Genomic DNA, 7,096 nt, shown 5'->3' with positions numbered 1-7,096 from the left:
CGAAAAACGTTTCAATCCTTATTCTATTGGAAGTTACTCTGGAAGAATTTCCTTTTTCTTAGTTAGAATGTAAGTTCTGACGTTTCAATCCTTATTCTATTGGAAGTTACTCTGGAAGATTTCTACCCCAAATTTCGAATTGAATGGCGTTAGCCGTTTCAATCCTTATTCTATTGGAAGTTACTCTGGAAGATAAGTTTACAAAATGATTCAATTTCTTCATATCTAGAGTTTCAATCCTTATTCTATTGGAAGTTACTCTGGAAGATTACAAAGGTTACGATTTATCGTAATATTTGCAAATGTTTCAATCCTTATTCTATTGGAAGTTACTCTGGAAGATATGAGACTTCACATATTCATCACATTTTCGAGTGGTTTCAATCCTTATTCTATTGGAAGTTACTCTGGAAGTTGGATGTCCAAATACCCTTTAGCTGCTGATCTATTTTGAGTTTCAATCCTTATTCTATTGGAAGTTACTCTGGAAGTTACCTCCAACTTTTCAGAAGTTGATTGATTTTTCAGTTTCAATCCTTATTCTATTGGAAGTTACTCTGGAAGACAACACGCATTGTATGGCCAATATACCAAAGTCACGTTTCAATCCTTATTCTATTGGAAGTTACTCTGGAAGCTTGATTAATAGCATTGTAAGAGATATCATTGATGCCGTTTCAATCCTTATTCTATTGGAAGTTACTCTGGAAGAAGCAAGGTTTCCCGACTGGTATCTTTGCTTACGAGAGTTTCAATCCTTATTCTATTGGAAGTTACTCTGGAAGAATGCAATACCAAGCTTCAGCTTGGGAAAACTACCTGTTTCAATCCTTATTCTATTGGAAGTTACTCTGGAAGATGGCATGCACTTTCAGCTAGCAAAGGTCTAATTATGTTTCAATCCTTATTCTATTGGAAGTTACTCTGGAAGTAGAGTCTATTGAATTTGTTGGCAACATACCCACAAGTTTCAATCCTTATTCTATTGGAAGTTACTCTGGAAGAAGTTCTATGAAAAGCTTGTAAGGGATGTACTGAGCGGTTTCAATCCTTATTCTATTGGAAGTTACTCTGGAAGGCTAGAATGGAATCCATTAGAAATGCCACAACAAACGTTTCAATCCTTATTCTATTGGAAGTTACTCTGGAAGTTGCTATTTCTTTAGAAAGAGACTTTCAATGTTTTGGTTTCAATCCTTATTCTATTGGAAGTTACTCTGGAAGAATTTATATATCACACAAAATTCGGATTATAGCAACCGTTTCAATCCTTATTCTATTGGAAGTTACTCTGGAAGAGTACCAACAAAACGCAATTGCTTTTGAGCACGAATAGTTTCAATCCTTATTCTATTGGAAGTTACTCTGGAAGACTGGGTATCGAGCGACTATTACAATGCTGAGTATGGTTTCAATCCTTATTCTATTGGAAGTTACTCTGGAAGAAGTCAATCACCTGATTGACATTACAAATATAACACTGTTTCAATCCTTATTCTATTGGAAGTTACTCTGGAAGAGCAAAGGAGATATTTCAAACTACTTCATCAGTATCGTTTCAATCCTTATTCTATTGGAAGTTACTCTGGAAGGCGCCTGATTGGCTAATTCCTTGTAACATAAATACTTGTATGTTATTTTCGATTTCCCTTTTATGTTCTAAACAGTAGGTCAATGTACGTTTTTTAGTTTGTTTTTTGATTTTTTCCGTAAACATAACTAATTGATTTAAAATATCTTAAAGCCTTATTTTTATCTTTTAAAAATAAATTACAACTCGGAAATTGATTACTTCGTGCAAATATTTCTATAAGTGCAAGTTACGCATCGCATTTTAGATTTGGTAGCTTTTGGATAATAATTGTTCTCTATAATCTGATAAATTTCTCGACTTGCCTCTTTTACTAAATGTTTGTCGCTATCTTTTATTTCTACTTCTACCAATTTATTATTGCTCCGTGTATATACCAAATAGCCCTTGTTGACTCTGCAATGAAAGTTCTCTTCTATCAACCAAGCATAACAATACAATTGGGTTTTGTAAGTATCAAAAACTTTGTCGTCATAAGCTGCAAATTTATAGTCTAAGGGTGTCATGGTTCCGTCTTCTAATTTTAATACTTCGTCGATACGTCCTCTTAAAAACTCGTTAGTTAAATACTGGTCGTTGTATCGTTCGACTACCCCTATACGTCTGCGTAGGTATTCTTTATTCTGCTCTAATTTCTGGTTATGAATTTCTCTGCCTTTTTGGACTTTGAAATGTCTGTCTTCATATTGTGGAATGGCTATAACGTATTCAAAATACGTAAACCTCGGACAATATAAAAATTCTATGATATGTGAAGGGGTAAGAGTCATTGTGTCAGTGATGAATTGTGAATTTATCGGTGTCCAAATACTAAAAAATTGACATAAGTGCTGGCATTTAATTGAAATTTGAAAACAGATTCTTAAAGAAAAAGTGCCATTACTTCATCTGAAACTAATTTTTTATCGAAGGCTTGCCCCAATAAAACGGTTTCTTGTAATTCGTTTTTTGACATCGGGAAAATATAAACAGAATCGGTTGCTTCATCAATCAAATCTTCGATTTGTAATTGAAGGCTGTCTTTCATATTGCGGTCTATTGTACCCAGAAATACAGAAAATTGTACTCTGTATAAGCCCGATTGCTTACAGATTTTGGCAACTTTGGTACGAGTTTTATCGTTTTTTATATCATACAATACCCATGCAATCATGTTCCTATTTTTTGAATCCCTTTACTTGATGTCTAACTACTTTTTACAAATACAGTGTTTCGCTGGTGTCTTTGGTTTTCTCTATCAATTGATTAGCATAAGAATGAGCCTCCTGCTGAATGATATTTGTCCTTGTTTGGTTACGATTTTTGTAGCGAATACTGTCTTCTTCCAAGTAATCGTTCAATGCCTTAATCAACAACTCTTTGCCTTCTTTATTCAGTGTAACACCGTTCGTTATTTCGTCGATATGAGCTTTATTTACTTTTTTTGCCGTAAACAACCTAAAAACTGGTACTTCTACAAATATTCTGAATGGCTCTATAAAATCAAAAACCATGGATTTCTGGTTATAATCGTCTCGGTGCAAATATCCAACGTAAGGGTCTAAGCCTGCTAAAATTAAGGCTTTTTCTATTCTCGTATAAAGAATACCGTAAGCATAATTCAGAAAAGCATTAAATGAATCTTTGGCTGGTCTGCTACTCCTTCCGTTAAATTGATATGATGAAGGCAATACATAATTGATGGTTTCAAAATACAAGCGCCCTGCTGTGCCTTCTAAACCTCGGATAGTTTCAGCAAAATCTTGTACAGTACTTCCCTCCAATTTTCCAACTGAAATAACGAGGTTTTGGATTCGCTCAATTTTATCGTCCAGATACTCCGCCATCTGTGGACGATGTTTTTTTAAGTCTTTGATAAACTCCAACTGATGCGTCATTTTCTCCGAAATCCAATTTTTGGTAGCCTTTACGCCTTCTTCGTTGATACTGGCTTGCAGTTGTTGTTTACGGATTTTGGTAGTACTTCCCAATTTAGAATGCCAAACTCTTCCCAAAGGGTAGCCGTCTGAACGGGCAAAAATAATATCAATATTATTATACAAAGCCAATCGAACAGCATCGGTACTCAAAGATGCCGAAGTTGCTAATACAAACGAACTAACTTTGTAGGCAGCCAAAGTTTTTTTGATAGGTTCGCCATCTTTTACAGGAATTTTAACCTCAAACATATCATCCTTGATATGTAGATATGTTCCAAAAGTATTCAGATATACTTGCATCGTTTATGATTGAATAGATGGTATCGGATAATGAATGTCTTCATAGGCTTTTACGAAAGATAAAGCCAGCTTTAACTGTTCACCTTCCAGACTTTATGGGATAGGAAGTTGCTCAAACTGCTTATCAATCCAAGCCAGCTTCAACTCGTATTCTTCTTCGGTTTCAATCGTTTGAATAGCCATAGTTGTTATTTCTGTTTTGATAAAATCACCTGTTTATATAGCCTCCAACGTTCCAAAACCTCGTGCGACGGATTTCCCAATCCCAATAAACGAAGGTAACACAGCATTACTCACAAAATCAGCTTGGAAGGCAATCATGGATTTATCTTTAAACTTGGTTTCTTTCTCATACACATTTTGTAACATGCCCATTACCTGACCATTTACCCAATAATTCATCGCTTTGAAATAGCTCAGAATATTATTTTGGAGTAAAGTATTCAATTGTTTTTGCTGCTCGGAAGCAGAATTATGAAGGTATTTTTGATGGTTTTCTTGGTTCAAAGCCATCCAGAGTGTTTGGAAACGATAAGAGTGTAGTTCGTTCGACAAACCTATTTCAAGCGTTTTTGATTCGATATTTTTCTGGTTGATTTGGTACGTTTTATCCTCAATTTGTAGAGTTTTGATTTTCAAAAAAAGATTAATCAACAAATCAGCTCCTTCATTTAGCCCCACCAAAGTAGGAACTCTATTAATGACTTTATACTGCACCAAAGGATAACGGTACGCCGATTCGCCCGACTCCAAATGGTTGTGCAGCAAAGGTGAATACTCTTGAAAGATACTCCCAAAATAGCCCCTTAACTTATGAGCATCACGAGTAGCCAATTGAATTTCAGGAAAACGGATGATGGTTTGATGGATGGTTTGCATGGGTTTAATAACTTAATAGATTGACTTCTTGATAACCTGTATTTTGAGTAAAATCCTCTGAATCATAACTGTAGCACTCGGTCGGATTTTCTAATGTAGAAAGGTAAAAACCATGTGGTTTGCTATCATCATCAAATACAATACTTCTTTTATCTCTTGGAATTTGAACGTTAATTACATAGTCATAAAACGTTGATTTTATTTTTGAAAAAACCTGTTTTTTACCTCTTGAATCTAAGCTTTCATTACTATAAATTTCATCAAATTGATTCCACACCTCTACCGCTTTGGAGTTGAGTTGTAAAAAGACAGACTCTGTTTTAGATTCCTCAATGAGTGAGAACTGACCCAATTTAGCAAACTCAAGCTTGGCTATATTTTCTAAATATTCTGAAAGACGACTATCTGATTGTTTACGAATTTCAATAAAGTAATTTTTAATCAGATTCAAATACTCGTTTTCTTCCACTTCTTCAATATTCTTTAAAACGTTCTGTGTTTTTAGTAGTAATGCTGCTCCGTAAATCATCCCATTAGCTTTGTCCATCTCTTTAATATCATAAAGATAGACTTCTCCTTGATGAGCTTTTTCATCATACCTATTTGAGCGACCCGCTGCTTGAATGATAGAATCTATCGGTGCAATAGCTCTGAAAACAGTATCTACAGAAATATCAACCCCAGCCTCAATTAATTGTGTGGAAATAACAATTTTAGTTTTTGAAGAATCTTGTTTGATTCTTTTAATAATTTCCTTTCTTTCAAATGGAGTGATTAAGGTTGATAAATAATAAATATCTACGGTTTCTGAATCTATAATTTTTCTAATATTTTCAAACAGCTTTTTTGAGTGCTTTTTTGTGTTCAATATGACTAAAATATCTTTCTGGGGGTTCTCCTCATGATAATTCAATACCTCTTGCGAAAAGTCATCTAATGAAATTTTAGTTTTAGCACGATTAATCAATTTTGTACGATTGAAAAATTGAAAGTACTCTTCATAGTTGGGTACAATTTCAATGATTTCTTTTTCAGGCAGAAAAATCAACGGTTGAGTTGCTGACATCAAAATGAAATAGCAATTATATATTTCTCCCAATACCTCAAATACATTTTTAATTAGTTGCCAATGTTCATAAGAAACCGTCTGGATTTCATCTAAAATAATAATAGCATTTGCCAAATTTGGCAATTTCATTAACAATGATTTATCATTAGAAAAGATAGAATTTAATAGCTGAACAAAGGTTGTTACCACTACCTCCGATTGCCAAGTTTCAATTAAAAACTGACTCTTATCTGGATTAAATTCTTCATCATTTATTTTGTAAAGAGGTTCTGATAAATGATGATGTTTGAGAAGAATATTGGTATCTCGTGTAGCTAAAATCTCTTCATAAACTTGGAAATTTTGGTCAATAATTGAAGTGAACGGAATAGTAATGATTAGCCTTTGATTGGGTAAATTAAGGATTGTTCTCATTTTCCACGCCACCGCAAAAGATGTAATTGTTTTGCCTAATCCAGTTGGTAGGGTTATCGAATATAAATGTTTTTCTTTTGAAAAAACATTGTCAAGATTATCTAATGCTGATTGATATGCTTTATTTTTCTGCCTATCAAGTGCCGTTTTGGGCGAATTATAACCTCTGTTTTCTCTAAATGTAGTTACTATATTTTCATCAATAATTGGTTTTGTGGTATTGCGTTCTTCTTCTAAAATGACATCTCTTTTATCGGATAGCAATAGTCCTCCAAAAAGTAATTGATGAAAATAAAAATATTCGATTTTAGTTGAGATTGGTAATTCTTCAAACTCTCCGAATGCAATATTATTATCGTAAAATTCAGGCATATCTTTTAAATATGCCTTCGATGAGATATATTTTTTAAATCCTTGGAAGCTATAATCTAATTTTAAAGCGGAGTTAAAATACTCAATAATATTTTGAATACCTGACTCATCAAAAACCTGTATTTGGTCTTGGAGTTCGGTATGTTTGGTTTCAATGTACATTTCCGCTTCAAAATCATCTAAGTTACCATGATGTCTTTTAACGGCAGTAAAGGTAAAATGAGTAAAAAGCTGTTGTTCAAAATCAGAAAGAGCAGTGCTCGCTAAATAAGTTTTTGATATTTCCTTCACAAACAATGCGGAGATAAGTGCATGAGATTTAGGCCCAACTATTTTTTCACCTCTGCTCTCAAGGTAGATTTGGAAATAAGAAGTAGCTTTTCCTAAATCGTGGAAAGCTCCTATGATAAAAGCAAGATCTTGGCAAATCTGCTTTCTTTCTTTGGACTTGATAAATAAAGTTCGTCCTTCTATTAAGTTTTTGCAGTTATTGGCAACTTCTTCCAAATGCTTAATAAGCAATTTATCAGGGTGTGAATAGAGCATAGCTAT

At 33.8% G+C, this 7,096-nt stretch carries 5 protein-coding genes and 1 CRISPR repeat array; all 5 genes read right to left on the bottom strand.

What is annotated here, in order from left to right:
* Nucleotides 1-8 precede the first annotated feature (8 nt).
* A CRISPR array of direct repeats spans nucleotides 9-1,592; the repeat unit is 37 nt; unit sequence GTTTCAATCCTTATTCTATTGGAAGTTACTCTGGAAG.
* Nucleotides 1,593-1,788: 196 nt separating this feature from the next.
* Complete coding sequence (gene cas4 / locus BWI92_RS25970; protein WP_095168501.1) at nucleotides 1,789-2,361, bottom strand: CRISPR-associated protein Cas4; 573 nt, start codon at nucleotides 2,359-2,361, stop codon at nucleotides 1,789-1,791.
* A 92-nt stretch (nucleotides 2,362-2,453) separates the two neighbouring features.
* Nucleotides 2,454-2,744 carry a CRISPR-associated endonuclease Cas2 gene (gene cas2 / locus BWI92_RS25965; RefSeq protein ID WP_095168499.1) on the bottom strand — a complete coding sequence of 97 codons (291 nt, stop codon included), beginning with the start codon at nucleotides 2,742-2,744 and terminating at the stop codon, nucleotides 2,454-2,456.
* Nucleotides 2,745-2,787: 43 nt separating this feature from the next.
* A complete protein-coding gene (gene cas1 / locus BWI92_RS25960) occupies nucleotides 2,788-3,810 on the bottom strand; it encodes a CRISPR-associated endonuclease Cas1 (RefSeq protein ID WP_095168496.1) in 1,023 nt (340 codons plus the stop codon).
* A 216-nt stretch (nucleotides 3,811-4,026) separates the two neighbouring features.
* On the bottom strand, nucleotides 4,027-4,689 hold the full coding sequence (locus tag BWI92_RS25955) for a CRISPR-associated endonuclease Cas6 (RefSeq protein ID WP_095168492.1): 663 nt from the start codon (nucleotides 4,687-4,689) through the stop codon (nucleotides 4,027-4,029).
* Nucleotides 4,690-4,693: 4 nt separating this feature from the next.
* Nucleotides 4,694-7,090, bottom strand: coding sequence for a CRISPR-associated helicase/endonuclease Cas3 (locus BWI92_RS25950; protein WP_095168490.1), 2,397 nt, complete (start codon nucleotides 7,088-7,090; stop codon nucleotides 4,694-4,696).
* Nucleotides 7,091-7,096: the final 6 nt, after the last annotated feature.

This window comes from Flectobacillus sp. BAB-3569 (assembly GCF_002270355.1).
Taxonomy (GTDB): domain Bacteria; phylum Bacteroidota; class Bacteroidia; order Cytophagales; family Spirosomataceae; genus Flectobacillus; species Flectobacillus roseus.
The sequence above is the reverse complement of the archived record's forward strand: the minus strand, read 5'-3'. Positions and strand labels throughout refer to the sequence as shown.